The 22,750-nt window shown below is 67.8% G+C and carries 25 protein-coding genes; 11 read left to right on the forward strand and 14 right to left on the reverse strand.

Annotated elements, in window-relative coordinates:
- Window positions 1-62: 62 nt before the first annotated feature.
- Genes A5648_RS08990 through fadD3 form a run of 5 tightly spaced genes read right to left on the reverse strand, consistent with a single transcriptional unit; the run spans window position 63 to window position 5,646 of the window.
- On the reverse strand, window positions 63-1,049 hold the full coding sequence (locus A5648_RS08990) for a linear amide C-N hydrolase (protein WP_065024198.1): 987 nt from the start codon (window positions 1,047-1,049) through the stop codon (window positions 63-65).
- Between the two features lie 20 nt (window positions 1,050-1,069).
- Entirely contained in the window at window positions 1,070-2,032 is a 963-nt protein-coding gene (gene ipdE2, locus A5648_RS08995) for an acyl-CoA dehydrogenase IpdE2 (protein ID WP_065024199.1), read from the reverse strand.
- Window positions 2,033-2,989, reverse strand: coding sequence for an acyl-CoA dehydrogenase family protein (locus A5648_RS09000; protein ID WP_065024200.1), 957 nt, complete (start codon window positions 2,987-2,989; stop codon window positions 2,033-2,035).
- Entirely contained in the window at window positions 2,986-4,119 is a 1,134-nt protein-coding gene (locus A5648_RS09005) for an acyl-CoA dehydrogenase family protein (protein WP_065024201.1), read from the reverse strand. Before A5648_RS09005 ends, A5648_RS09000 begins: the two co-directional genes overlap by 4 nt.
- Window positions 4,120-5,646, reverse strand: a complete 1,527-nt coding sequence (gene fadD3 / locus A5648_RS09010; protein WP_065024202.1) for a 3-((3aS,4S,7aS)-7a-methyl-1,5-dioxo-octahydro-1H-inden-4-yl)propanoate--CoA ligase FadD3 — start codon at window positions 5,644-5,646, stop codon at window positions 4,120-4,122.
- Between the two features lie 181 nt (window positions 5,647-5,827).
- Here fadD3 and ipdE1 point away from each other — a divergent pair, with 181 nt between their 5' ends.
- Genes ipdE1 through A5648_RS09035 form a run of 5 tightly spaced genes read left to right on the forward strand, consistent with a single transcriptional unit; the run spans window position 5,828 to window position 10,201 of the window.
- Window positions 5,828-6,976, forward strand: coding sequence for an acyl-CoA dehydrogenase IpdE1 (ipdE1, locus tag A5648_RS09015; protein ID WP_065024203.1), 1,149 nt, complete (start codon window positions 5,828-5,830; stop codon window positions 6,974-6,976).
- Window positions 6,973-7,773, forward strand: coding sequence for a (5R,7aS)-5-hydroxy-7a-methyl-1-oxo-2,3,5,6,7,7a-hexahydro-1H-indene-carboxyl-CoA reductase (gene ipdF, locus A5648_RS09020; RefSeq protein ID WP_065024204.1), 801 nt, complete (start codon window positions 6,973-6,975; stop codon window positions 7,771-7,773). The genes ipdE1 and ipdF overlap by 4 nt, the downstream gene beginning before the upstream one ends.
- Before the next feature lie 4 nt (window positions 7,774-7,777).
- Window positions 7,778-8,365, forward strand: a complete 588-nt coding sequence (kstR2, locus tag A5648_RS09025) for a TetR family transcriptional regulator KstR2 (RefSeq protein ID WP_065024205.1) — start codon at window positions 7,778-7,780, stop codon at window positions 8,363-8,365.
- 1 nt (window position 8,366) lies between these two features.
- Window positions 8,367-9,521, forward strand: coding sequence for a steroid 3-ketoacyl-CoA thiolase FadA6 (fadA6, locus tag A5648_RS09030; protein ID WP_065024287.1), 1,155 nt, complete (start codon window positions 8,367-8,369; stop codon window positions 9,519-9,521).
- A gap of 11 nt (window positions 9,522-9,532) precedes the next feature.
- Window positions 9,533-10,201 (forward strand): TetR/AcrR family transcriptional regulator, encoded by a 669-nt coding sequence (locus A5648_RS09035; protein ID WP_065024206.1) that lies wholly within the window; start codon window positions 9,533-9,535, stop codon window positions 10,199-10,201.
- 10 nt (window positions 10,202-10,211) lie between these two features.
- On the opposite strand, the gene A5648_RS09040 is transcribed toward A5648_RS09035, so the two are convergent.
- The gene (locus A5648_RS09040; RefSeq protein WP_065024207.1) at window positions 10,212-10,877 is read right to left on the reverse strand and encodes a TetR/AcrR family transcriptional regulator; all 666 of its coding nucleotides are present in this window, start codon (window positions 10,875-10,877) and stop codon (window positions 10,212-10,214) included.
- Window positions 10,878-10,962: 85 nt separating this feature from the next.
- Here A5648_RS09040 and A5648_RS09045 point away from each other — a divergent pair, with 85 nt between their 5' ends.
- The 3 genes from A5648_RS09045 to A5648_RS09055 all read left to right on the forward strand — a co-directional run bounded on the left by A5648_RS09045 (window position 10,963) and on the right by A5648_RS09055 (window position 13,115).
- On the forward strand, window positions 10,963-11,649 hold the full coding sequence (locus A5648_RS09045; protein ID WP_065024288.1) for a DUF899 domain-containing protein: 687 nt from the start codon (window positions 10,963-10,965) through the stop codon (window positions 11,647-11,649).
- Window positions 11,650-11,667: 18 nt separating this feature from the next.
- Window positions 11,668-12,066 (forward strand): VOC family protein, encoded by a 399-nt coding sequence (locus A5648_RS09050; protein ID WP_065024208.1) that lies wholly within the window; start codon window positions 11,668-11,670, stop codon window positions 12,064-12,066.
- Between the two features lie 122 nt (window positions 12,067-12,188).
- Window positions 12,189-13,115: a DUF559 domain-containing protein gene (locus tag A5648_RS09055; protein WP_065024209.1), complete on the forward strand. Its 927-nt coding sequence runs from the start codon at window positions 12,189-12,191 to the stop codon at window positions 13,113-13,115.
- 15 nt (window positions 13,116-13,130) lie between these two features.
- Here A5648_RS09055 and ipdC read toward each other — a convergent pair whose 3' ends face one another.
- From ipdC to echA20, 4 genes are read right to left on the reverse strand one after another with little or no spacing between them, the layout of a single operon-like run.
- Window positions 13,131-14,201: a (3aS,4S,5R,7aS)-5-hydroxy-7a-methyl-1-oxo-octahydro-1H-indene-4-carboxyl-CoA dehydrogenase gene (gene ipdC / locus A5648_RS09060; RefSeq protein WP_065024210.1), complete on the reverse strand. Its 1,071-nt coding sequence runs from the start codon at window positions 14,199-14,201 to the stop codon at window positions 13,131-13,133.
- The gene (gene ipdB / locus A5648_RS09065; RefSeq protein ID WP_065024211.1) at window positions 14,198-14,950 is read right to left on the reverse strand and encodes a cholesterol ring-cleaving hydrolase subunit IpdB; all 753 of its coding nucleotides are present in this window, start codon (window positions 14,948-14,950) and stop codon (window positions 14,198-14,200) included. The genes ipdC and ipdB overlap by 4 nt, the downstream gene beginning before the upstream one ends.
- Window positions 14,947-15,825 (reverse strand): cholesterol ring-cleaving hydrolase subunit IpdA, encoded by an 879-nt coding sequence (gene ipdA / locus A5648_RS09070; protein WP_065024212.1) that lies wholly within the window; start codon window positions 15,823-15,825, stop codon window positions 14,947-14,949. The genes ipdB and ipdA overlap by 4 nt, the downstream gene beginning before the upstream one ends.
- The gene (gene echA20 / locus A5648_RS09075; protein WP_065024213.1) at window positions 15,822-16,580 is read right to left on the reverse strand and encodes a (7aS)-7a-methyl-1,5-dioxo-2,3,5,6,7,7a-hexahydro-1H-indene-carboxyl-CoA hydrolase; all 759 of its coding nucleotides are present in this window, start codon (window positions 16,578-16,580) and stop codon (window positions 15,822-15,824) included. Before echA20 ends, ipdA begins: the two co-directional genes overlap by 4 nt.
- A 52-nt stretch (window positions 16,581-16,632) precedes the next feature.
- Between echA20 and A5648_RS09080 the strand changes: the two genes are divergently transcribed.
- Window positions 16,633-17,397 carry an SDR family oxidoreductase gene (locus tag A5648_RS09080; protein ID WP_065024214.1) on the forward strand — a complete coding sequence of 255 codons (765 nt, stop codon included), beginning with the start codon at window positions 16,633-16,635 and terminating at the stop codon, window positions 17,395-17,397.
- A gap of 24 nt (window positions 17,398-17,421) precedes the next feature.
- Window positions 17,422-18,327 (forward strand): SDR family oxidoreductase, encoded by a 906-nt coding sequence (locus tag A5648_RS09085; protein WP_065024215.1) that lies wholly within the window; start codon window positions 17,422-17,424, stop codon window positions 18,325-18,327.
- Window positions 18,328-18,340: 13 nt separating this feature from the next.
- Here A5648_RS09085 and A5648_RS09090 read toward each other — a convergent pair whose 3' ends face one another.
- From A5648_RS09090 to A5648_RS09105, 4 genes are read right to left on the reverse strand one after another with little or no spacing between them, the layout of a single operon-like run.
- A complete protein-coding gene (locus A5648_RS09090) occupies window positions 18,341-19,309 on the reverse strand; it encodes a phosphoglycerate mutase family protein (protein ID WP_065024216.1) in 969 nt (322 codons plus the stop codon).
- 33 nt (window positions 19,310-19,342) lie between these two features.
- Window positions 19,343-19,822, reverse strand: a complete 480-nt coding sequence (locus A5648_RS09095) for a nitroreductase family deazaflavin-dependent oxidoreductase (RefSeq protein WP_065024289.1) — start codon at window positions 19,820-19,822, stop codon at window positions 19,343-19,345.
- A 10-nt stretch (window positions 19,823-19,832) separates the two neighbouring features.
- On the reverse strand, window positions 19,833-20,222 hold the full coding sequence (locus A5648_RS09100) for a hypothetical protein (protein ID WP_065024217.1): 390 nt from the start codon (window positions 20,220-20,222) through the stop codon (window positions 19,833-19,835).
- Entirely contained in the window at window positions 20,222-21,373 is a 1,152-nt protein-coding gene (locus A5648_RS09105; RefSeq protein ID WP_065024218.1) for a steroid 3-ketoacyl-CoA thiolase, read from the reverse strand. The genes A5648_RS09100 and A5648_RS09105 overlap by 1 nt, the downstream gene beginning before the upstream one ends.
- Window positions 21,374-21,490: 117 nt before the next feature.
- Between A5648_RS09105 and A5648_RS09110 the strand changes: the two genes are divergently transcribed.
- On the forward strand, window positions 21,491-22,735 hold the full coding sequence (locus A5648_RS09110) for a cytochrome P450 (protein WP_065024219.1): 1,245 nt from the start codon (window positions 21,491-21,493) through the stop codon (window positions 22,733-22,735).
- Window positions 22,736-22,750: the final 15 nt, after the last annotated feature.

Consider the following 22,750-nt stretch of genomic DNA (forward strand, 5'->3'; position numbering starts at 1 on the left):
CACGGTGGCCAGACCTACCGACAGCGCGGCGCCGGCCAGCCGCCGAGCGTGGCGAACCGACCTCACGTGTCCATGCCGAGAAAGGAGAACGGTTCGGCGACAACGAAGTCCGCTGAGGTCTCACCGGCGAAGACGTTGCTGTCATCGGAGCCGAGGTCGAGCTTGCGCACCGCGGCCCCCTGCGCGAAGTCGAGCTTCTTCAGGTCCACCCAGAACACGTTGGGCGTCAGGGCGGATTCGAAGCAGTACAACCTGCGGGTGTGGTGGGCGACGGTGCGCCAGCGGGTCGAGGAGATATTGGGCTCGTCGGGAGTGGAGATGCCGAACGGCACCGACACGTTGCGCACCACACTGAGCACCGACGCGAGCGCGATCTTCGGATCCTCGGACTTGGGTATCGCGTTGACGTAGAACGAGGCCCGCGCGAACCGGTCGGCTGCCCGGTTGGTCCCGGGCAGCATGACGGTGCCGCCGAGCTGCTCCCAGTAGGCGTTGACTGCGAGCTGCTGGTCGAAGGTCGGCGAATTCGTCATCACCTGATAGTCGCGGCTGTGGTGGATGACCTGTTTGCCGCCAACGTATTCCACGATCGCACTGTCACCGCCGGCGTCCGACATCGACAGATGCAGGGTCGCCAGGCGGTCCTCACCGGGGACGCCGTCGGTGACCACTACGAACGGTTCGGTGCTCAAAGCGGCGACGGCCTCGGCCACGGTGGCGAAGTTGTCCAGGACGTACTGTGCCCAGGCTGCGATCGACAGCGCGGGCCGGGAATCGTCGTAGCAGGGGTACTCCGATTCGGCCAGCCACAGCAGGTTGGCCGACAGTCCGGCCTCGTTCAGGCCGTCGGTGGTGCAGATGTCGTAGCCGGTGGCCACCACGCTGCCGTACTTCGCCGTCCACTCAACGGAGTTCGGCCCGGCCTGCCCGGTCCGCTGCATTCCGCGCGGTAGCGCCCAGAGATTGGTCGCCAGATCCAGCTTCCAGTCCATCGAGCGTCCGGTGATGATGTTGCCGTTGGGCCCCAGGTAAACCAATCGGGTACACACGTGTCCACCGTACGGGAGTTCTAGAACACCTCGGCCTCTAACCGGCGCAGGTGCTCGGCGGGCCGACCGAGCAGCTGCGAACTACCGTGCGCACGTTTGAAATACAGCTGGATATCGCTTTCCCAGGTGATCGCGATGCCGCCGTGCAGCTGCACCGCCTCGCCGGCCACCTTGGAGAACGCCTCGCTGGCAACGACTCTGGCCAGTGCGGCCGAGGACGGCGACGGGGCGGTTTCGGCGTCTTGGATGGCGTCCTCGACGACGGCGCGAGCCGCCGAGACCGCCACATACAGGTCGGCCATCCGGTGCTTGAGCGCCTGGAAGCTGCCGATCGGCCGGCCGAACTGCACCCGGTCCTTGGTGTATTGCACGGTCAACTCCAGACACCGGCTGGCCGCGCCGATCTGCTCGGCGGCCAGCAAGATCGCGGCGTAGCCGGCGATGCCGGGGTCAGTTCCGATCTCCTGAGTCTGCTCGGCGGTGACCCGGCCCAGTCGGCGGGTGGGGTCCATGGTGGCCGCCGGCTCGGCGCTGAAGCCGGTCCAGCGGGTGAGCCGGCTGCCGTCGGTGCCGACGACGATATCGGCGACATCACCGTTCACGGCGTATTCGTCATCGAAGACGACCGTCCCGATCGCGCCGCCTTCCGCCAGCTGCTCCAAGGCTTCGGCGTCCGGCTCCTCCGAGGCGGCCAGCAGGGCCAGCTCGGCCAGCACGGTGCCCAGCAGCGGCGTGGGCACCAGTGCCTTGCCGAGCTCCTCGAGAACGACTGCGGCATCACCCAACTGGCCACCGGCCCCGCCGAGCTCCTCGGGCACCACCAGGGCGGCGGCACCGACCTGCTCGCACAGCAGCTGCCACAGCGTCTCGTCGTAGCCCCGTTCGGACTCCATCGCCGTCCGGACCGCTTCGGGTCCGGCGTGCTTGTCGACCAGTGCGGCGACGGTCTGGCGCAGCAGTTCACGCTCTTCGTTGTGGGCCACTTAGATCGCCTCCAACACTCGCCGCCGATGGGCGGTCGCATCACCCCAGGCCGGGCGCAGGGCCTGCACCCGCAGCAGCCACAGCGACAGGTCGCATTCACTGGTGAAGCCGATCGCACCGTGGGTCTGTAGCGACGAGTGCGCGGCCAACAGGGCCGCATCACTGGCGGCCACCTTGGCCGCGCTCACGTCCCGGGCGGTGTCAGCGGAGTCATCAGCCAGCGAGAGCGCGGCCCCGTACACCAGCGGGCGGGCCAGCTCCAGCGCGATGTGCACGTCGGCCAGCTTGTGCTTGATCGCCTGGTAGCCGCCGATCACCCGGCCGAACTGGGTGCGCTGCTTGGCGTAGTCCACGGCCGTATTGAGCATGGCCTGCCCGGCGCCGATCAGCTGTGCCGCGGTGGCCAGTGCCCCGACCTCGTAGGCGCGGGCGGTGTCGGCGTCCCAGGATTCGCCGGTCGCGGTGACGTCGAAGACGCCGCGGCTCGGGTCCACCGAGGCGTGTCGGGTACCGGCCTGGGCCAGGTTGACCTTGCCGGCCTCGGCCAGCAGAACGAGGTCGGCGGCCTCGGCGTCCACGGCCCGCGGCGTGTGCGGGGGCAGCGCCACGGTGGCGATCAGCTCACCGGCGGCCAACCCGGCCAGCCGCTCACCCTGACCGGCCAGCAGCACCGGTGCCACCGCAATGGATTCCACCACCGGCCCCGGTACGCACCAGCGGCCGAGCGCTTCCATGGCCAGCACCAGATCGACCGGGTGCGCGCCGATGCCGTCGAACTCCTCCGGGACGGCCAAGGCGGTGACGCCGAGTTCGGACAGCTGGTTCCACACCCGCTTGCCGGCCGCCGTGTCACCGGTCGACCAGGCGCGCACCGCGCCGGGCACGTCGGCCGCACCGAGGGCGGCGTCGATGCTGGCCGCGAAGTCGCGCTGTTCTTGGTCTAGATCGAATTTCACTTCTTCTCCCGGGGCAGGCCCAGCAGCCGCTCGGCGATGATATTGCGCTGGATCTCGTTGGTGCCGGCGTAGATCGGGCCGCCGAGTGCGAACAGGTAGCCGTGGGTCCAGGCGTCGGCCAGCTCGCCGTCGGCGCCGCGGATATCCAGGCCGGTCTGGTGCAGCGCGACGTCCAGGTCCGACCAGAACACCTTGGTCACCGACGACTCCGCACCCAGCTCACCGCCGGCGGCCAGCCGGGTCACGGTGCCGAACGTCTGCAATCGGTAGGCCTGCGCCTTGATCCAGGCGTCGGCGACGGGGTCGGTGAACACCGGGTCACTGCCGTGCTCGCGCCAGAGCGCGGCCAGTTTCTCGGCACCCACCAAAAAGCGGGCCGGGCTGCGCAGGCTCATCCCGCGCTCGTTGCTCGAGGTGCTCATCGCCGCGCGCCAGCCCTGGTTCGGCTCGCCGATCACATCGTTGTCCGGAACGAACACGTCGTCGAGGAATATCTCGCCGAAACCGGTCTCCCCGCCGAGCTGCTCGATGGCCCGCACGGTGATCCCGTCGGCCTTGAGGTCGAACATGAAGTAGGTCAGCCCGTGATGGCGCTGCGCTTCCGGGTCGGAGCGGAACAGCCCGAAGCCGCGCTCACCGAACGGCGCACGCGAACTCCAGATCTTCTGCCCGTTGAGCTTCCAGCCGCCCTCGACTTTGGTGGCCGTCGAGCGCAGCGACGCCAGGTCGCTGCCGGACTCCGGCTCCGACCAGGCCTGCGCCCAGATCTCTTCGCCGGAAGCCATTTTCGGCAGGATTCGGTCCAGCTGCTCTTCGGTGCCGTGCGCGAACAGCGTCGGCGCCAGCATCGAGGTGCCGTTGGCACTGGCCCGCCCCGGTGCGCCGGCGCGGAAGTACTCCTCCTCGTACACCACCCACTGCAGCAGGCTGGCGTCACGCCCGCCGTATTTCTTCGGCCAGGCGATCACCGACAGGCCGGCGTCGTAAAGCACCTTGTCCCAACGACGGTGCTGCTCGAAGCCCTGGGCGGTGTCATAGGACTCAGTCGGGAACTTGTCGGAGTTCGCCGCCAGGAAGTCGCGGACCTCCAAGCGGAACTCTTCGACCTCGGCATCTAAGTTCAGGTCCATTCAGGCCCACTCTCTCAACTCATGCTTGACCACCTTGCCGCCGGGATTACGCGGCAGGGAGTCGGCGAAGGTCACCGATCGCGGCGCCTTGAAATTCGCCAGATGTTCACGGGCGTAGCCGATTACCGTCTGCTCGTCCAACTCCGCCCCGGGCCGGCGCACGATGAACGCCCGGCCCACTTCGCCGAGACGCTCGTCGGGCACCCCGATCACCGCCACGTCGGCAACCCCGTCGAGTCGAGCCAGTGCCTGCTCGATCTCGGCCGGGTAGACGTTGAAGCCGCCGGAGATGTACATGTCCTTGAGCCGGTCGGTGATCCGCAGGTTCCCGGCCTCGTCGAGGGTGCCGACGTCACCGGTGTGCAGCCAGCCGTCGCCGTCGACGGCCGCGGCGGTGGCCTCGGCGTCGTCGAGGTAGCCGAGCATGATGTTGGCGCTGCGCAGCAGCACCTCCCCGGATTCGCCGATGCGCAGCTCAAAGTCGGCGATCGGGCGCCCGCAGGTGGTAGCCACGGTGACGGCGTCGTCGTCGGCGCGGCACATGGTGGCAAACCCGCCGGACTCGGTCAGCCCGTAGGCGGTGAGCACGATGTCGATGTCGAGCTCGGTCTGCATCCGCTCGATCAGCACCACCGGGACGGTGGCGGCCCCGGTGACCGCGAACCGCAGCGAGCTCAGGTCATAGCGGTCGCGATCGGGGTGGTCCAGCAGGGTCTGGTAGATCGTGGGTGGCCCGGGCAGCACGGTGATCTGGCGCTCCTCGATGGCGCGCAGCGCACCGGCCGGGTCGAAGGTCAGCTGCGGGATCAGCGTGGCCCCGGTCTGCAGGCAGGCCAGGATCCCGGCCTTGTAGCCGAAGTTGTGGAAGAACGGATTGATGCACAGGTAGCGGTCCTGCGCGGTCATCTGCCCGCACGCCGCCCAGGCCGCCGGGCCGGCCAGCGACTGCCGGTGCGCGCAGAGCACCCCTTTGCTGCGGCCGGTGGTGCCCGAGGTGAACAGGATGTCGGACAGATCGTCAGGGCCGACAGCTGCGGCCCGTGCGTCGATCTCGTCGTCGGTTATCGAGGAACCGGCGGCGATGAACTCGTCCCAGGTCCCGTCGGCAATTTCTACCGGCACCCGGACGACGTGCTCGAGGGCGGGCAGCTGGTCGCGGTCGAGTTCGGCGAGCCGGTCGGCCTTGAGGAAGCGGCCCATGCCGAGCAGGACCTTGGCTTCGCTGCGGGCCAGGATGTCTGTGGCCTCCGAAGCGGTGTAGCGGGTGTTCAGCGGCACCAGCACGCCACCGGCATAGTGCGTACCCAGGCAGGCGATGACCCAGTGCCAGGTGTTGGGCGACCACAGCGCGACCCGGTCGCCGGGTGCCACGCCGTGGGCGATGAGCGCGGCGGCGGCGCGGCGCACCTGTTGGCGCAGGTCGGCGTAGGTGAACCGGGTGTCGTCGGCGATCAGTGCGTCATGGTCGGGGAGTGCACGCGCGATGTGGTCCAGGGCCGCAGGAGTCGTCTGCGGTGCTGTGTTCATGGGCGCCACTCCTCCTCATCGCTCCGTCCCCCTCGCCGCTGCGCGGCCGGGGGTACCCCCACCGCATCGTCGCCGGCGCAACTCATGGGCGCGGCTCCTCCCCGTCGCGGAACTCCGGCGCGGGCTCCTCGGGCTCGACGGCTCGTAGCCGAGCAAGTGCTTGGTAGGTTAGCCTACAGGGGTGCAAGCAGTCGAGGAGTTCCGGGCTGAGGTCCGCGCATGGCTGGACCACAACCTGGTCGGGGAGTTCGCCAAGCTCAAGGGCCTCGGCGGTCCCGGGCGCGAACACGAGGCCTTCGAAGAGCGGATGGCGTGGAACCGTCATCTCGCCGACGCCGGGCTGACCTGCCTGGGCTGGCCGGTGGAGCACGGCGGGCGCGGCCTGTCGGTGGCGCACCGGGTGGCCTTCTACGAGGAGTACGCGCGCGCCGATGCGCCCGACAAGGTCAACCATCTCGGTGAGGAGTTGCTCGGGCCGACGCTGATCGCCTTCGGCACGCCCGAACAGCAGCAGCGATTCCTGCCCGGGATCCGCAACGTCACCGAGCTGTGGTGCCAGGGCTACTCGGAGCCCGGCGCCGGCAGCGACCTGGCCAATGTGGCCACCACCGCCGTGCTGGACGGCGGGCAGTGGCACATCAATGGCCAGAAGGTGTGGACCTCGCTGGCGCACCTGTCGCAATGGTGCTTTGTGGTGGCCCGCACCGAAAAGGGCTCCAAGCGGCACAACGGACTGTCGTATCTGCTGGTGCCACTGGACCAGCCCGGCGTCGAGATCCGCCCGATCGTGCAGCTGACCGGCACCTCGGAGTTCAACGAGGTGTTCTTCGACGACGCGGTCACCGACGCCGACCTGGTAGTCGGCGAGCCCGGTGACGGGTGGAAGGTGGCGATGGGCACCCTCACCTTCGAGCGCGGCGTGTCCACACTCGGTCAGCAGATCCGTTATGCGCGTGAGCTTTCCGCGCTTGCCGAACTCGCGCAGCGCAACGGCGCCGCCGAGGACCCGCTGATCCGTGAGCGGCTGACCCGGGCGTGGGTGGGCTTGCGCGCCATGCGGTCCTACGCGCTGGCCACCATGGACGTGGAGCAGCCCGGTCAAGATAACGTGTCGAAGCTGTTGTGGGCCAACTGGCATCGCGACCTGGGCGAGCTCGCCATGGACGTGATCGGGCGCGACTCGATGGTGCTCGCCGACGGCGAGTTCGACGAGTGGCAGCGGCTCTACCTGTTCACCCGCTCCGACACCATCTACGGCGGGTCGAACGAGATTCAGCGCAATATCATCGCCGAGCGGGTTCTCGGCCTACCCCGGGAGGCAAAGGGATGAGCTCGGCTTCGGATCTGTCCAAGGCGCCGGAAGAGATCGCCGGACACGGCCTATTGGCGGGCAAGACGGTGCTGGTGACCGCGGCCGCCGGCACCGGGATCGGCTCCACCACCGCCCGGCGTGCGCTGCTCGAAGGCGCCGACGTCGTCGTCTCCGACTACCACGAGCGCCGGCTGGGCGAGACCCGCGATGAACTGGCCGGCCTTGGGCTGGGCCGGGTGGAGGCGGTGGTCTGCGACGTCACCTCCACCGCCGCGGTCGACGCGCTGTTCGAAGCCGCCGTGGCGAAGATGGGCCGGCTCGATGTGCTGGTCAACAATGCCGGGCTGGGCGGGCAGACCCCGGTGATCGACATGACCGACGACGAGTGGGACCGCGTCCTGAACGTGACGCTCAACTCGGTGATGCGGGCGACCCGGGCGGCGTTGCGCTACTTCCGCGACGTCGAGCACGGCGGGGTGATCGTCAACAACGCCAGTGTGTTGGGTTGGCGCGCACAGCATTCCCAGTCGCACTATGCGGCGGCCAAGGCCGGCGTGATGGCCCTGACCCGGTGCAGCGCGATCGAGGCCGTCGAGTACGGCGTGCGCATCAACGCCGTCTCACCGTCGATCGCCCGGCACAAGTTCCTGGAGAAGACCAGCTCGGCCGAACTGCTGGACCGGCTTGCCGACGGCGAGGCGTTCGGCCGGGCCGCCGAGCCGTGGGAGATCGCCACCACCGTCGCGTTCCTGGCCAGCGATTACTCCAGCTACCTGACCGGCGAAATCATCTCGGTTTCCAGCCAGCGCGCCTGATGCCATGACGCGCCGTGACGAACTTTTGAACCTGGCTGCGGCGATGATCGCCGAGCGTGGCCTGCGCGCCACCACCGTGCGCGACATCGCCGACGCCGCCGGGATCCTGTCCGGCAGTCTGTATCACCATTTCTCCTCCAAGGAGGAGATGGTCGACGAGGTGCTGCGCGACTTCCTCGATTGGCTGTTCGAGCGCTACCAGCAGATCATCGACACCGAGTCCGATCCGCTGGAGCGCCTCAAAGGGCTGTTCCTGGCATCGTTCGATGCGATCGAGCACCGGCACGCCCAGGTCGTCATCTATCAGGACGAAGCCAAGCGACTGTCGGCGCAGGATCGCTTCGCCTACGTCGACGAACGCAATCGTCAGCAGCGCAAGATGTGGATCGACGTGCTGCAGCAGGGCGTCGAGGCGGGATGCTTCCGGCCCGACCTCGACGTCGACCTGGTCTACCGTTTCATCCGCGACACCACCTGGGTTTCGGTGCGCTGGTATCAACCGGGCGGACCGCTCACCGCCGAACAGGTCGGCAGACAATACCTCGCGATCGTGCTGGGTGGAATCAGTGAAGGAGTAAAACGAGATGGCTGAAATCTCACAGGCTTACGTCATCGACGCGGGCCGCACCGCTGTCGGCAAGCGCAACGGGTCGCTGGCCGGTGTGCACCCGGTCGACCTGGGCGCGTTGGCGTTCCGCGGCCTCCTGGACCGGGTCGGCGTCGACCCTGCGGCCGTCGACGACGTGATCGTGGGCTGCGTCGACGCGATCGGGGGCCAGGCCGGCAACATCGGCCGGCTGGCGTGGCTGGCCGCCGGCTACCCCGAAGGGGTTCCCGGCGTCACCGTCGACCGGCAGTGCGGTTCCAGTCAGCAGGCGATCTCGTTTGGCGCGCAGGCCATCATGTCCCGGACAGCGGATTTGATCCTGGCCGGCGGTGTGCAGAACATGAGCTGGGTGCCGATCTCGTCGGCGATGATCGTCGGCGAGCAGTTCGGCTTCACCTCGCCGACCAATGAGTCCAAGAAGTGGCTGGAACGCTATGGCGACCAGGAGATCTCGCAGTTCCGTGGCGCCGAGATGATCGCCGAGAAATGGGACCTGTCCCGCGAGGAGATGGAACGCTTCGCGCTGCAGAGCCACGAACGGGCCTTCGCCGCCATCCGCGAGGGCCATTTTGACAAGGAGATCATTCCGGTGGGCGATTTCCGCGTCGACGAGGGACCGCGGGAGTCCACCCTCGAGAAGATGGCCGGGTTGAAGCCGCTGGTAGAAGGTGGCCGGCTGACCGCCGCACTGGCCAGCCAGATCTCCGATGGGGCCAGCGCGGTGCTGCTGGCTTCCGAGCAGGCCGTCTCCGACCATGGCTTGACCCCGCGTGCCCGCATCCACCACATCAGTGCCCGCGGCGACGACCCGGTGTTCATGTTGACCGGCCCAATCCCGGCCACCCGCTACGCGCTGGAGAAGACCGGGCTGAGCATCGACGACATCGATGTGGTCGAGATCAACGAGGCGTTCGCGCCGGTGGTGCAGGCCTGGATGAAGGAGTTCCCGATCGACCCGGCCAAGGTCAACCCCAACGGCGGGGCGATCGCGCTGGGGCATCCGCTGGGGGCTACCGGCGCCAAACTGTTCACCACCATGCTGCACGAACTCGAGCGCACCGGCGGCCGGTACGGGTTGCAGACAATGTGTGAGGGCGGCGGCACGGCCAACGTGACTATCATTGAACGGTTAGGCAGTTAAACTTCTTCGCCATGGGCGGAATAATGACGACTCCGGCCCCCCAGGGGCGCAGGATTCGCGGGCTGGACGCCGAACAGCGGCGTGCTCAGCGCCGTGATCAAATTTTGGCTGCGGCGTTTGACCTGTTTGCGCAGGACGGCTATGTCAACACCTCAATCGAGCAGATCTGCCAGACGGCCTATGTCGGCAACAAGGCGTTCTACGAACTGTTCGACAGCAAGGAAGACTGCTATCTGGCGTTGATGAGCGAGATGGGGGAACGCCTCGAGGGACAAGTCGAGGCGGAGCTGCAGCGCATCGGCCCCGACGAGGCGGAGGAGCTCACCGTGCGCCGGGTCGCCGCCGCGTTCGCGCATGCGCTGGTCGACGACCCGCGGGTGGCGGTGGTGACTTTCCGGGAATCCACCGGTATCTCGCCGCGGGTGGAAGCGCAGCGGCGGGCCCACCGCAAGTGGGCGGCCGGTTTCATCGAGGCGTTCTGGCGCAGCAAGGCGCGCCCGGGCGAGGACATCGATTACCGGGCGATGGCGGTCGCCACGGTCGGGGGACTGTTCGAGACCGTGGCGGATTTCCTGTACGAAACCGATCCGCCGCGCTCGATCGACGATCTCACCCGCGACCTGACCTCATTCGTGCTCGCGGTCGGAAACGGCATCCACCGGCCGACTGTCGCCGACTGAGCGGGACCGCTTAACCCACCAGTCCGGCGATGACGTCGTCGACCGTGCGTCTGGCCAGTGTCTCCAGCTCGCGGCGGCTGCTGCCCTGCAGTGGCCCGCGCAGGGCCAGCTCGGCGAATCCGTGTGCCGCCGACCAGCAGGGCCACTCCGCTCCGGCACGCCGGTTCGGTGAGAGCACACCGGCATCGGTCATCGCATCCAGGGCGTCCACCAGTGCGCGAAACGGCGGCGCGGTCCACTCGTCGCCCACTGCTGTCAGATCGGAACCGCTCGGCTCATGCGGCGGTCCCAGCTTCGGCTCTCCTCCGTCGAGCCTCGCTGAACTGCCGAAGAACGCGACGGCGAACCACCCGGGCTCGTCCAGCGCGAACTCGATGTAGCCCAGACCCACTGCGCGCAGCTGGTTGCGCGCCCGGGTCTGGGCCGAGCCGCGTTGACTTCCGAGTTCAAGCATGCGCGCGGCCATCCGGTCCTGGATCGCGATCGCCACCGCTCCCAGCAAGGCCTCGCGGTCGGCGAAGTGGCGGTATGCAGCATTGGGGGAGACACCGGCGCGCCGGGTCGCTTCCCGGATGGTCAAGGCCTCGGGGCCGCCGGTCCGGGTGAGGTGCAGGCCGGCCTCGATCAGCGCGGCGCGTAGATCGCCGTGGTGGTAACCGGTCTTTGCTCCCGCCACCTCTTGACAACCCCCTCGAGCTGAAGTGTACGGTGTCAACATACTCAATGTAGACGCCGTACACATGACAGTGGGAGGTTTTTTCATGGAGACGACGTTGGGTCTGCCCCCGGTGGTGGACCAGGCGACGTGGCAGCGTGAGTTGGACGCCCTTCGGGTCCGGGAGAAGGCGGCCACCCGCGAATTGGATGCGATCGCCGCGCAGCGCCGCCGGCTGCCGATGGTCGAACTGCCCGACTACGTGCTCGAAGCAGAGCATGGACCGGTGCGGCTGGTCGATGTGTTCGACGGCAAACAGCAGCTGATCGTCTACCACCACATGTGGTTTCCCGGCCAGGAGTGGCAGTGTCCGGGATGTACCGGGTTCACCTCGCAATTCACCCGGTTGGAGTTTTTGGCCGATTACGACGCGCGGTTCGTCATCGTCACCCAGGGTCCCATCGATGAAGCGATCGCCTACAAGCGGCGGGTGGGCAACCGGATGGACTGGTACAGCAGTGCCGACAGTCAGTTCGGCGCCGACGTCGGTGTCCCGCCGGGCGGCCAGTTCGCGCTGAACGTCTTTCTGCGCCAAGGCGATACGGTGTACCGCACCTGGCACACGAACCACCGCGGCTGTGAACAGCTCGGCTACATGTTCGGACTGCTCGACGCCCTGCCCTACGGCCGCCAGGAAGCCTGGCAGGACTCTCCGGACGGCTGGCCGCAATATCCCACCTTCAGTCGCTGGGCGAGCTCTCCGGAGATCGCCCGGGCATACGGCACCGATTAATCCCAACCCAGAAGGAGCATGATGACCCCCACCAAGACCGGCATCAAGACCATCAACCTGGTGTGCATGGCCACCCCCGATCAGGACAAAGCGGTTGCGTTCTACGAGTCGCTGGGCTTCGAGAAGCGCACCGACGAGGAATTCGGCGGCGGCTACCGGTGGATCGAGGTCTACCCGCCCACCGGCTCGACCGGCATCGCGCTGGCGCCGCCGCAGGAGGGCGTGCCGGTGGTGCCGACGGAAACAGGCATCACGCTGACCACCGACGACATCGACGCCACCCACGCCGCGATGAAGGAACTCGGAATCGACGTCGACGCGCAGGTGGCCCGGATGGGCGAGCCGGTTCCGCCGATGTTCTGGTTCCGGGACCCGACCGGGCACACCCTGATGGTGGTCGAGGTCCAGCCGGCCTAACCTCCTTCGCGCCGAGTGGGAATCTCGCGACGCTGCCACGGTGTGTCGCGTCGTGCGGTTCCCACTCGGCGGCCTGTGGAGGGGGGTGCGCGTGAATTGGCGCCCGGTAGCACGCTTCAGTCATGTACGAACTGGACTGGCCGTTTCTAGGTGCAGAGGCACTGGCCGACAGGCGCATTCCGGAGCGGGCGATGCGCACCCTCTACGAAGCGGTGTACCCGGGCGTCTACGTCCCGTGGGGAATCAAGCTGACCGCGCGGCAGCGAGCGCAGGCGGCGTGGCTGTGGTCGCGGCGGCGAGGGGTGGTCGGGGGCAACTCGGCTGCGGCACTACTGGGCGCGAAGTGGGTGAGCGGCGGGTTGGATGCCGAACTGGTGCACAACAACCGCAAGACGCCGCCGAAGCTGATCGTGCACCGGGACGTTCTTGACGACGACGAGGTGATGACCGTCGACGGAATCTCGGTCACGGCCCCGGCGCGGACCGCGTTCGACATCGGCCGGCGAACCCGGTCGCGGTCTGTGGCACTCGGGCGGCTCGACGCACTGGCCAACGCCACCGGCGTCACCATCGCCGATGTCGAGGCCGTGATCGCCGCGCATCCCGGCGCGCGGGACCTGAGCCGGCTCCGCGCGGTGCTGCCACTGCTTGATGCCGGCGGGGAATCCCCGCAGGAGAGCGGCACCCGGCTGGCCCTGATCGATGCCGGCCTGCCGTGGCCCGAGACCCAGATCGTGGTCTGCGACAGCTTTGGCGAATTCGTGGGGCGGGTGGACATGGGGTACCGGGACCTCAAGGTCGGCGTCGAATACGACGGGCCGCAGCACTGGACCGATCCCAAGCAGCGACAGCGTGATATCGACCGTCATGTGGGGCTGGCCGAGCAGGGCTGGGTGATCATCCGGGTCAGCACGGAGCTGCTGCGCTACCGGAAGGCGACCCTGATTGCTCGCGTGGAGGCCGCGATGTACGCCGCCGGCTGGTCTGGGCGGGCCCGACCCTTCGCGAGCGGGAATCCCGCGACGCTGTTACCGCGTGTTGCGTCGTGAGGTTCCCACTCGGCGCTAGACGACGAAGGAGTTCGCGGCCTGAAGGTGCTCGACCGCCTCGTCGACGATCGAGGTGATCAGCTCCGCGCAGGACGGCAGGCTGTCCAGGATGCCGGCCACCTGACCCGAGGCCAGCACACCGGCCTCGGTGTTGCCTTCTACCAGACCGGCTTTGAGCAGCATCGGGGTGTTGGCGGCCATCAGCACCTGCGACCAGGTGAGCTCCTTGCCGTGCCGCATCGCCAGCCCGTCTTTGACCATGGTCGGCCAGCTCATCTGCGACATCTTCTTGAACTTCGCGGCATTGCGGATCGCGGCGCTGAAACCGCGCGCCCGTGAGCCGCTTTCCAGCTTCTCCACCAGTTCGGTGCGCAGCACCCGGTGCGGCATGCCGTCGACCCGGGTCGAGACCACGGTGCCGTCCAGTCCGGCGCCCAGGTAGCGCTGCTTGACCGCATCCGGCACGGTCGAATCCGAGGTCAGCAGAAACCGGGTGCCCATCGCGACGCCGGTCGCTCCATAAGACAGCGCGCCAGCCAGACCGCGGCCGTCAAAGAAGCCGCCGGCGGCGATCACCTGCACACCGGTGCCGGCGACCGCGTCGAGCACCGATGGCAGCAGCAGGGTGGTGGCCACCGGGCCGGTGTGCCCGCCGCCCTCGCCGCCCTGCACGATCACCGCGTCGGCGCCCCAGGACGCCACCTTCTTGGCATGCTTGGCCGCGCCGACCGACGGGATCACCACGGAGCCCGCATCTTTGAGTTTGGCGATCAGCTCGGCCTTGGGCGCCAGTGCGAACGACGCGACCTTCACGCCCTCGCGGATCATCAGGTCCACCCGGTCGCCGGCATCGGAGGCGTCGGCGCGGATGTTGACCCCGAACGGCTTGTCGGTAGCCGACTTCACCTTGGAAATCGCGGTGGCCAGCTCGTCGATGGTCATGGTCGCCGAGGCCAGGATGCCCAGCCCGCCGGCGTTGGCGGTGGCTGAGACCAGCCGGGCGCCGGCCACCCAGCCCATCCCGGTCTGCACCACCGGGTGTTCGATGCCGACCAGTGTGGTCAGCGGGGTCTTGAGCCGGCTCATGCCCGTACTTCTTTGTCCCGCAGCGATTTCGGGTCGATGACCTCGCGGATCAGCCGCAGCTCCTCGACCTCCGGCAACCGGGTGGTAGCGGCCTCGGCCAGCCCGTGCACCTCGAACGAGGTGTTGTCGGCGACTTCCTCGGCGGTGACGCCGGGGTGCAGCGAGACCGCGCGCATTTGGTGATCGGGGCCGCCGAAGTCGAACACGCCCAGGTTGGTCACCACCCCGCCCAAGTTGAAGAACCGGAACGCCGGGTTGGCCGGGTCGACCTTGTCGTAGCCGATGCCCGAGACGATGTCGACGGTCTCGCAGAACACCCGTGACGAGTGGGCGCCCACCCAGTAGCTGGTGGTGTGGTTAATGGTGTTGCCGGGGGCGCCGCGGACCCCGAACATCTGCCGGGTGGGTTGCTGCAGGGGACCGAACGCCGACAGGTTCTGGTTGCCGTAGCGGTCGATCTGGTTGGCGCCCATGATCACATGGCGCCGGCCCCACGAGAGGGTTTCGAAGACCCGGTTGAACGGCATCCAGCCTTCCAGCGCCCCGACCTTGCCGATCGCCGGGGTGTCGGCCAGGATGCGGGCCTCCCCGTCGGTGAGCACCAGGTCGGGGGAGAAGGTCAGGCGGGCCAGCCGGGCGCCGACCGAGGGCACGGTGGCCATGGGTGAGGCCATGATCTCGCCGGCGTCGCGGAACAGGTCGGCGCAGGCGATCGCGCAGATCTCGGCGCGAGTGGGTGAGTCGGTCATGCTTGGGCCTCCGCTCCGAACTTCTTCACCGCAGCCTGGTAGTCGTCTTCGCTGCCGGACAGGTAGGTGGCCGTGAACTCCGCCCAGGTCTCGTCGGACTTGGCGGCCTCGGCGTAGTGCCGCTGGAACTTCTCGTCGCGGCCGTAATCGGCTGCGCCGATGGTGAAGTGAGCACCGTTCGGGGCCTCGACCACCTTGTCCACCATCATCCGGTTGATCACCTGGGTCTGCGGCGAGGTGGCGGCGATCAGCTCTTCGGTCGGCACGATCTTCTCCACCGACAGGAAGCGGCGCTGCGCCGACATTAGGAACAGATCATCGAAGTACGGGTCGATGCCGGTGTAGGCGGCGTTGCCGCGCTCGTCGCCGAGATTCATGTGCACGAAGGCGGCGTCGAGGTTCAGCGCCGGCATCGCGACCAGCGTCTCGTGGGCACCGTCAGTCGGGTACGGGCTGGCGACGGTCTTGAGCTCACCTTCCCAGAAGTCGAGCACCGAGCTGCCCAGGCCGGCCCGGATCGGCAGGAACGGCAGCCGTTGGGCGGCGGCCTGCAACCCGCAGCGCAGCATGCCCTCGTCCATCTCGCGAGCCTCGATGGAACCGGTGGTGCGTGCCTTGGCGAACCAGGGGTCGTAGAACGGTGGGGAGTCCAGCGAGACGAATCCGTAGTAGGCCCGACGCACCTTGCCCGCCGAGCACAGCAGCCCCAGGTCCGGGCCGCCGTAGGTCACCACGGTCAGGTCCTTCACATCGGTACGCAGGATGGCGCGCACGAACGCCATCGGCTTGCGCCGCGAACCCCAGCCGCCGATGCCGATGGTCATCCCGTCGCGCAGCTCGGCGACGGCCTCGTCGAGAGTGGTCAGCTTGCTCATTTCTTGGCGCCCTTCTCGGTACCGGCGAACGCGTCGCGGTGCTCATCGGCGACCCCGGCGAGGTTGAGCTCGAAGGTGAAGCCCTGCTCCATGCGGTAGCTGGAGTTGACCTTCTGCACGTCGATGAGGTTCAGCGCCTCCTTGGCGGCCCGGATCACCCGGGTGTCCTTGGCGGCGATGTCGCGGGCCACCCGCAGCGCTGCCTCGTCGAGCTCGGCGCGCGGCACCACCTCGTGCACCGAGCCGTACTGGTGCAAGGTGGCGGCGTCCACGGTGGCCGCGGTGTAGAACAACCGGCGCATCATGTGCTGCGGGACCAGCCGGGACAGGTGGGTGGCCGCGCCCAGCGCGCCGCGTTCCACCTCCGGCAGGCCGAACTTGGCGTCGTCGGAGGCCACAATCACATCGGCATTGCCGACCAGGCCGATGCCGCCGCCGACGCAGAACCCGTTGACCGCGGCGATCACCGGCACCGCGCACTCATACACCGCCTTGAACGCGGCGAAGCAGCCCCGGTTGGCGTCGATGAGCGCGGTGAAGCCCTCGGTGTTCTGCATCTCCTTGATGTCGACGCCGGCGTTGAAGCCGCGGCCCTCGGCCCGCAAGATCACCGCGTGGGTGGACATGTCGTTGCCGGCGGCGGTGATGACCTCGCCCAGCTCGAACCAGGCCCGCGAGGGCAGGGCGTTGACCGGGGGGTAGTCGACGGTGACCGCGACGATCCCGGGTTCGACGGTGGTGGACGTGATCGGCATGCAGACTCCCCTGGGTTGACCTGAGCAAGCACTTGCTTGGTACGCTAGCACAGTGGCTGATGCGATCAATCTCGGCTTGACCGGCAAGGTGGTGTTGGTGACCGGCGGAGTCCGCGGCGTCGGCGCCGGTATCAGCGCCGTCTTCGCCGATCAGGGCGCAACGGTGGTGACCTGCGCCCGGCGACCCGTCGACGGCCTGCCGTATGAGTTCCACGCCTGCGATGTCCGCGACGACGACGCGGTCAAGGGGCTGATCGAGGCGATCGCCGCCAAGCATGGTCGCCTGGACGTGGTGGTCAACAACGCCGGCGGCTCACCGCACGCGCTGGCCGCCGAGGCCTCGGCCAACTTCAGTCGCAAGATCATCGAACTCAACCTGCTGGCGCCGCTGCTGGTCGCCCAGCACGCCAACGCCGTCATGCAGACCCAGGACGGCGGCGGCTCGATCGTCAACATCACCAGCGTCAGCGGCCATCGCCCGTCGCCGGGCACCGCGGCCTACAGTGCCGCCAAGGCCGGGGTGGACAACCTGACCGCCACCCTGGCCGTCGAGTGGGCGCCCAAGGTCCGTGTGAACTCGGTGGTGGTCGGGATGGTCGAGACCGAGCAGTCCGAGCTGTTCTACGGCGACGCCGAGTCCGTCGCCGCCGTGGCCGCCACCGTGCCGCTGGGCCGGCTCGCCAAACCCGCCGACATCGGCTGGGCCGCAGCATTCCTGGCTTCCGACGCCGCGTCCTATATCAGCGGCGCCAGCCTTCAAGCCCATGGCGGTGGTGAGCCGCCGGCCTACCTCGACGCTTCGAGCGCCAACAAATAGCCAACGGATAAGGGAGACAACAACATGGGACTTCTCGACGGCCGCGTGGTCATCGTCACCGGAGCCGGCGGCGGAATCGGGCGGGCGCACGCGCTGGCGTTCGCCGCCGAGGGCGCCCGGGTGGTGGTCAACGACATCGGCGTCGGACTCGACGGTTCGCCCGCCGGTGGCGGTAGTGCCGCCCAAGGTGTGGTTGACGAGATTAAGGCCGCCGGCGGGGAGGCCGTCGCCAACGGCTCCAACGTGGCCGACTGGGACCAGGCGCAGGCGCTGATCCAAACCGCGGTGGACACCTTCGGTGGGCTGGACGTCCTGGTCAACAACGCGGGCATCGTGCGGGACCGGATGTTCGCCAACGCCACCGAAGAGGAATTCGACGCCGTCACCGCGGTGCATCTCAAGGGCCACTTCGCCACCATGCGCCACGCCGCCGCGTACTGGCGGGCCAAGTCCAAGGCCGGCGAGACCGTTGACGCCCGGATCATCAACACCAGCTCGGGCGCCGGCCTGCAGGGCAGCGTCGGGCAGGCCACCTACAGCGCCTCCAAGGCAGGCATCGCCGCGCTGACCCTGGTCGCCGCCGCTGAGATGGGCCGCTACGGCGTCACCGCCAACGCCATCGCGCCGTCGGCCCGTACCCGCATGACCGAGACCGTCTTCGCCGACATGATGAACACCCAAGACCAGGCCTTCGACGCGATGGCTCCGGAGAACGTCAGCCCGCTGGTGGTGTGGCTGGGCAGCGTGGAATCCAAGGACGTCACCGGCAAGGTCTTCGAGGTCGAGGGCGGCAAGATCCGCGTCGCCGAGGGCTGGGCGCACGGGCCGCAGGCCGACAAGGGCTCCCGCTGGGACCCGGCCGAGCTGGGTCCGGTCGTCGCCGACCTGCTGACTCAGGCGCGGACGCCGGTGCCGGTCTACGGGGCTTAACCCGGGCCGGGCCTCACGCAGCCGCCAGGGCGGCGGTCAGATCGTGAAGCACGTCGGCCGGGAATTGCGTTAGGGCGGTGCCGATTTCGTCGGCGCCGGCCGTCAGTGCCGCCGTCATCGCCGTCGGATCGCCGCCCAGGACGGCCTCCCACACGTGGTAGGCCGCCATCTGCGGCACTGTGATCAGGTCACGGAAGTCGACGAAGAGCTCGGTGAGCAACCCCGGGTCCTGCGGTACGGCGTGCCCGTCCCAGCTGATCAGTGTCCAGCCGTCGGTCGGATTGCCCTGCACCTCGATAACGCCGGTGTAGGGCAGCAACTCTCCGGTGGTGAGGGCTTGGTTGAAGATCAGCCCGAAATCGGGATTCTTGACGTTCATCAACGTCCAGAACACGATTGAGGCCTCGTGGGCAAACACCGCGTCGGTGGTGTCGCCGTTACCGGCGCCGAAGTAGATCTGTTGCACCGCATCGGTGAAACGCTCCTGGAATACCATCCCGTTGGCGTCGGGTGAGCCCAGTTGCGGCACGAAGTACAGCCCGAGCGACCACAGGAACGGCGCCAGCGCGTAGGCCACCGCACCCACCGGCAGGCCCCCAGCATCAAGAGGCAGGCCCGCGAAAACCCCGGCGCCGATCTCGTTGAGGCCGGGCAGCACGTGATCGGACGGCAGCGGCCACAGCTGCAACGCCTCAGCCAGCGGCTCGGCGGTCTGCTGTGCCCGTGTCATCGCCGAGGCGAATATCCCGTCGATTCCACCACCCTGCAGCAGCATCTGGGCGACGTCGTTCGCCTGTTGCCACCCCTGCGCGGTGAGCGGCGGCCCGGGGATCTCATCGTTGATGATCAGGTTGTCGCCGGCTTCGCCGTGCCGCACGAAGTCCAGGGTGATCGACCCTGCGCCCCAAGCGATTGCCGGGCAGGCGAACAGCGCGAGTGCGGCCGCCGAAGCGGTGCCGGCAACGAACCGATGGGTCGGCATAGGCAGCAGCAAACCCGGCTGCCCGTGCAGCTGTCAAGGCTCGCAGATGACGATCGGGATCTCTCGGTCGGTCCAGGCGCGGTAGTTGACGAAGTCGGGGTACATCGCGTCGAGCTTCGGCCAGTACGCGGCCCGCTCCGACTCGCCGGCGTCCCGGGCGCGCAACGTCAGCACCTCGTTGCGGATCCGGAACGACACCTTCGGGTTGGCCTTGAGGTTCAGGTACCACATCGGGTTGGTGGCGCGACCGCCCTGCGATGCCACCAGGATCACCCGGTCGCCTTCGCGCAGGAACAGCAACGGGGATTCGCGCGGCTGACCGGTTTTGCGTCCGGTGGTGGTGAGGATGCCGACTTCGGGAACCTCCCCGAAATGCTTGGTGCCCAGCCGCCACTTGCCGCCGATCCGGCCGCCGGTCGCCTTGTAGGCAAGCGTGTTGGCCCGCGACATCCATTTGATGATGGTGCCGGTGACCGGCGAGTCCAGCGACTTCGGCTTCTCTGGTGTCTCCACGCCCACCACCTTAACGTTGAACGAACGGACGAATCCCGGCCCGGATGTGGTGGATGGTGGCGGTGCCGTCCGGGCTGTCGGCCGGGATGACGAACACCTCGTCGACGTGGGCGCACACCCGCCGCCCCAACAGCGACGGCTTGGTGATGATGTCGAAGACCGCCCGCACCTCGTCGCCGTCGACGCTGTACTTCGGCAGGGTGGCGGCCGAGATCAACCGGAACTGTGGTCCCCGATTCAAGCTGCGCCGCAAGTGATTTCCGGAGAATCCGGTCTTGAGTCCGACTTCGATGCGGACACAGTCTGGGGCGAACCGGACCGCCGAGGCATCGTGGCTGACCAGCGCGTCGATGTAGGCCTGGGCCGCCGCGATGCGGTCGGCTTCTGAGACCGCAACCACTAGATCCGCTCGATGATGGTGCCGGTGGACAGCGCGCCGCCGGCGCACATGGTGATCAACGCTGTCGACTTGTCGGTGCGCTCCAGTTCGTGCAGCGCGGTGGTGATCAGCCGGCTTCCGGTGGAGCCCACCGGGTGACCCAGCGCGATCGCCCCGCCGTTGACGTTGACCCGATCCATGTCCGGGTTGTGCACCGCGGCCCAGGACAGCACCACCGAGGCGAACGCCTCGTTGATCTCGACCAGGTCGATGTCGCCCATCTTCATCCCGGCCTTCTCCAGCACCTTCGCGGTGGACTGCACCGGGCCGTCGAGGTGGTAGTAGGTCTCGGCACCCACCAGAGCCTGGCTGACGATCCGGGCCCGCGGCTTGAAGCCGAGGGCTTTCGCTTTGTCTTCGTCCATCCAGAGCACCGCAGCCGCGCCGTCGGAGATCTGTGAGCTGGTGCCGGCGGTGTGGATGCCGCCCTCGATCACCGGGTTCAGCTTCGCCAGGCCCTCGGCGGTGGTGTCGCGTAAGCCCTGGTCGCGGCTGACCATGTTCAGCTCGGCGGTGGGCTGCTTGTTCTCGTCGATCACCGGTGCCTCGATCGGGGAGATCTCTCGGCCGAACCGGCCCTCGGCCCAGGCCTGCTTGGCCCGTTGCTGTGAGCGCAGCCCGAATGCGTCGACGTCGGCCCGGGTGATACCCCGGCGCTTGGCGATCCGCTCGGCGGCCTCGAACTGGTTGGGCAGGTCGATGTCCCAAGATGCGGCGCGAGCACCGCCGCCGTTCTCGCCCAGGCCCACCCGGCTCATCGCCTCGATGCCGCAGGCGATGCCGATGTCGATGGCGCCGGCGGCGATCAGTCCGGCGATCAGATGGTTGGCCTGCTGCGCGCTGCCGCACTGGCAGTCCACCGTGGTGGCGCCGACCTGCTCGGGCAGCCCGGCGACCAGCCAGGATTGCCGGGTCACGTTGTTGCCCTGCTCGCCGAACTGGGTGACGCAACCGCCGATGACCTGCTCGACGCTGCCCGGGTCGATCCCGGCCTTGGTGACCAGTGCCTTCTGCACCGCCCCGAGCAGTTCGGTGGCGTGCAGGCCGGACAGCCAGCCGTTACGTTTACCGATGGGGCTACGAGTGGCTTCGACGATGACAGGATTACCCATGCGGCCAGGCTAGAACACGTTTCATTAGTCTGACAAGCGACGATGTGAAGAGGCCTTTGGTCTATGGTGAGGCCATGTTTTACTGCTACTAGAACGCGTTGCATTTAGGAGTCGTCGATGTCGAGTGTCAAACTGCCCCCGGGGTTCGACTTCACTGACCCCGAGATCTACGCCGAACGGCTGCCGGATGCGGAGTTCGCCGAAATGCGGGCCGCCGCCCCGATCTCCTGGATCGAGCAGCCGGACGACAAGAGCGGTGGGTTCAAAGACGGCGGCTACTGGGCGATCACCAGCCACCACGACGTCAAAGAGGTGTCCCGGCTCGACGACGTCTTCTCCAGCGAGATCAACGGCGCCATCCCGCGCTACAACGACGACATCGAGCGGGAGAACATCGACGTCGGCCGGCTGTTGATGCTCAACCAGGACGCCCCGCGGCACACCCGGCTGCGCCGGATCGTCTCGCGCGGTTTCACCCCGCGCCACATCCTGCCGCTGCACGACGAGTTGCAAGAGCGCGCCCAGGGCATCGCCAAGGAGGCTCTGGCCAAGGGCACCGGTGACTTCGTGGTGGAGGTGGCCTCCGAGCTGCCGCTGCAGGCGATCGCCGGCCTGATGGGCGTGCCCCAAGAGGACCGCGGCAAGCTGTTCAACTGGACCAACCAGATGACGTCCTACGACGACCCCGAATACGCCCACTACGACCCGAAGACCTCGTCGATGGAGATCATCTCCTACGGGTTGCAGCTGGCCGAGATGAAGCGGCAGAACCCCGGTCATGACATCGTCACCACACTGATCGAGGCCGACATCGACGGCGAGAAGCTCAACGATGACGAGCTGGGATTCTTCATCATCCTGCTGGCGGTCGCCGGTAGCGAGACGACGCGTAACTCGATCACCCAGGGCATGATGGCGTTCACCGAATTCCCGGAGCAGTGGGAGCTTTTCAAGTCTCAGCGCCCGGAGACCACCGCCGACGAGGTCGTGCGCTGGGCCACCCCGGTGACGTCGTTCCAGCGCACCGCCACCCGCGACCACGAGCTGTCCGGGGTGAAGATCAAGCAAGGCCAGCGGGTAGTGATGTTCTACCGCGCGGCCAACTTCGACCCCGAGGTGTTCGACAACCCGCAGCAGTTCAACATCCTGCGCGACCCCAACCCGCACGTCGGCTTCGGCGGCACCGGTGCGCACTACTGCATCGGCACCCACCTGGCCCGGATGTCGGTGAACCTGATGTTCAACGCCATCGCCGACCAGATCCCCGACCTCAAGCCGATGGGCGCCCCGGAACGACTGCGCTCGGGCTGGCTCAACGGGATCAAGCACTGGCAGGTCGACTACACCGGCAAATCCGTCTGAACCACCGAACGAACA

Origin of the sequence: Mycolicibacter sinensis (assembly GCF_001673565.1) — a bacterium.
Classification (GTDB): domain Bacteria; phylum Actinomycetota; class Actinomycetes; order Mycobacteriales; family Mycobacteriaceae; genus Mycobacterium; species Mycobacterium sinense_C.

What these genes read in the sequence shown, in the direction of transcription:
- A5648_RS09035 (WP_065024206.1), top strand. Translation starts at nt 9,533, where the DNA reads ATGGGCGGAATAATGACGACTCCGGCCCCCCAGGGGCGCAGGATTCGC.
- echA20 (WP_065024213.1), bottom strand. Translation starts at nt 16,580, where the DNA reads ATGCCGATCACGTCCACCACCGTCGAACCCGGGATCGTCGCGGTCACC.
- A5648_RS09090 (WP_065024216.1), bottom strand. Translation starts at nt 19,309, where the DNA reads ATGCCGACCCATCGGTTCGTTGCCGGCACCGCTTCGGCGGCCGCACTC.
- ipdF (WP_065024204.1), top strand. Translation starts at nt 6,973, where the DNA reads ATGAGCTCGGCTTCGGATCTGTCCAAGGCGCCGGAAGAGATCGCCGGA.
- A5648_RS09045 (WP_065024288.1), top strand. Translation starts at nt 10,963, where the DNA reads ATGGAGACGACGTTGGGTCTGCCCCCGGTGGTGGACCAGGCGACGTGG.
- ipdB (WP_065024211.1), bottom strand. Translation starts at nt 14,950, where the DNA reads ATGACCGACTCACCCACTCGCGCCGAGATCTGCGCGATCGCCTGCGCC.
- fadD3 (WP_065024202.1), bottom strand. Translation starts at nt 5,646, where the DNA reads ATGAACACAGCACCGCAGACGACTCCTGCGGCCCTGGACCACATCGCG.
- ipdA (WP_065024212.1), bottom strand. Translation starts at nt 15,825, where the DNA reads ATGAGCAAGCTGACCACTCTCGACGAGGCCGTCGCCGAGCTGCGCGAC.
- A5648_RS09105 (WP_065024218.1), bottom strand. Translation starts at nt 21,373, where the DNA reads ATGGGTAATCCTGTCATCGTCGAAGCCACTCGTAGCCCCATCGGTAAA.
- ipdC (WP_065024210.1), bottom strand. Translation starts at nt 14,201, where the DNA reads ATGAGCCGGCTCAAGACCCCGCTGACCACACTGGTCGGCATCGAACAC.
- A5648_RS09050 (WP_065024208.1), top strand. Translation starts at nt 11,668, where the DNA reads ATGATGACCCCCACCAAGACCGGCATCAAGACCATCAACCTGGTGTGC.
- A5648_RS09055 (WP_065024209.1), top strand. Translation starts at nt 12,189, where the DNA reads ATGTACGAACTGGACTGGCCGTTTCTAGGTGCAGAGGCACTGGCCGAC.
- A5648_RS09085 (WP_065024215.1), top strand. Translation starts at nt 17,422, where the DNA reads ATGGGACTTCTCGACGGCCGCGTGGTCATCGTCACCGGAGCCGGCGGC.
- A5648_RS09005 (WP_065024201.1), bottom strand. Translation starts at nt 4,119, where the DNA reads ATGGACCTGAACTTAGATGCCGAGGTCGAAGAGTTCCGCTTGGAGGTC.
- kstR2 (WP_065024205.1), top strand. Translation starts at nt 7,778, where the DNA reads ATGACGCGCCGTGACGAACTTTTGAACCTGGCTGCGGCGATGATCGCC.
- A5648_RS09110 (WP_065024219.1), top strand. Translation starts at nt 21,491, where the DNA reads ATGTCGAGTGTCAAACTGCCCCCGGGGTTCGACTTCACTGACCCCGAG.